This is a genomic window from Streptococcus sp. 22.1 (assembly GCF_016648645.1).
Classification (GTDB): domain Bacteria; phylum Bacillota; class Bacilli; order Lactobacillales; family Streptococcaceae; genus Streptococcus.
Genome location: NZ_JACLQK010000051.1, coordinates 1 through 1,436, shown reverse-complemented (window position 1 = coordinate 1,436; position 1,436 = coordinate 1). Strand labels below are relative to the sequence as shown.

1 protein-coding gene is annotated in these 1,436 nt (G+C 37.0%); it reads left to right on the top strand.

The genetic code is table 11. The features are described 5' to 3' along the window. The first annotated feature begins 56 nt into the window (after positions 1–56). Positions 57–1,405, top strand: a protein-coding gene (locus H7U04_RS11305; protein WP_152902968.1) for an IS3 family transposase whose coding sequence is annotated in 2 segments (ribosomal slippage) — positions 57–507 and positions 507–1,405 — 1,350 coding nt in all. Because the reading frame shifts where the segments join, the coding sequence is not laid out codon by codon here. Positions 1,406–1,436 lie beyond the last annotated feature (31 nt).

The window sequence follows — 1,436 nt, the reverse complement described above, 5'->3', positions numbered from 1 at the left end:
TGAACTGCACCCCAAAAGTTAGACAGAAAAAATCTAACTTTTGGGGTGTTTTTATTATGAAATTGACTTATGAAGATAAAGTTCAAATATATGAACTGAGAAAGCAAGGAGAAAGCTTTAAACGACTTTCAAATCAATTTGAGGTGAACGTTTCTGGTCTAAAGTACATGGTGAAATTAATTGACCGTTATGGAATAAACATCGTCAAAAAGGGAAAGAAGCGTTACTATTCTCCTAAATTAAAACGAGAAATGATTAATAAGGTTCTGCTTGAAGGTTGTTCCCAACAAAGTGTTTCTCTGGACTATGGCCTCTCCAATCAAGGTTTGCTTAACAATTGGATAGCACAATACAAGAAAAATGGGTATACTATTGTTGAGAAAGCAAGAGGGAGACCGCCTAAAATGGGACGTAAGCCAAAGAAGAAACCTGAAGAGATGACAGAACTAGAGCGACTTCAAGCAGAAAATGAGTACTTGAGAGCGGAGAACGCTGTTCTAAAAAAGTTAAGAGAACTCCGATTGAAGGACGAGAAAGAGCAAGAAGAAAAACGGAAATTGTTCTAGAATTGGTAACAGAGTTTGCTTTAGAGATTCTTCTAAAGATTATTAGGCTTGCTCGTTCGACCTATTATTACCACTTAAAACAGCTGGATCAAACGGATAAGAATCAAACTATCAAAGCTGAAATTCAAGCTATTTTTACTGAACACAAAGGAAATTATGGCTATCGTCGCATCACTCTTGCATTGAGAAATCGTGGCTTCGTGGTAAATCATAAGAAAGTGCAACGTCTGATGAAGGCTCTTGGTTTAAGTGCTCGAATTCGCCGAAAACGGAAGTACTCTTCATATCAAGGAGAGATTGGTAAGAAAGCAGAAAATCTCATTCGACGCCAGTTTGAAGCATCAAAACCAATGGAAAAGTGCTACACAGATGTGACAGAGTTTGCCATTCCAGCAAGCAGCCAAAAACTCTATTTATCACCAGTTTTAGATGGTTTTAACAGCGAAATTATCGCCTACAATCTTTCTACTTCGCCCAACTTAGCACAAGTAAAAATGATGTTGGAACAAGCTTTCACAGAGAAGTACTATGAGAACACTATTCTACACAGTGACCAGGGATGGCAATATCAACATGATTTCTATCATCATTTTTTAGAGGACAAGGGAATCCAACAATCTATGTCACGTAAAGGCAATAGTCCAGACAACGGCATGATGGAATCCTTCTTTGGCATTCTTAAGTCTGAGATGTTTTATGGTTATGAGAAGACGTTCAAGTCAATTGAGCATTTGGAACAAGCTATTGTAGACTATATTAATTATTACAACAACAAACGCATTAAGGTAAAACTAAAAGGACTCAGTCCTGTACAATACAGAACTAAATCCTTTGCTTAAATTATTTGTCTAACTTTTTGGGGTCAGAACA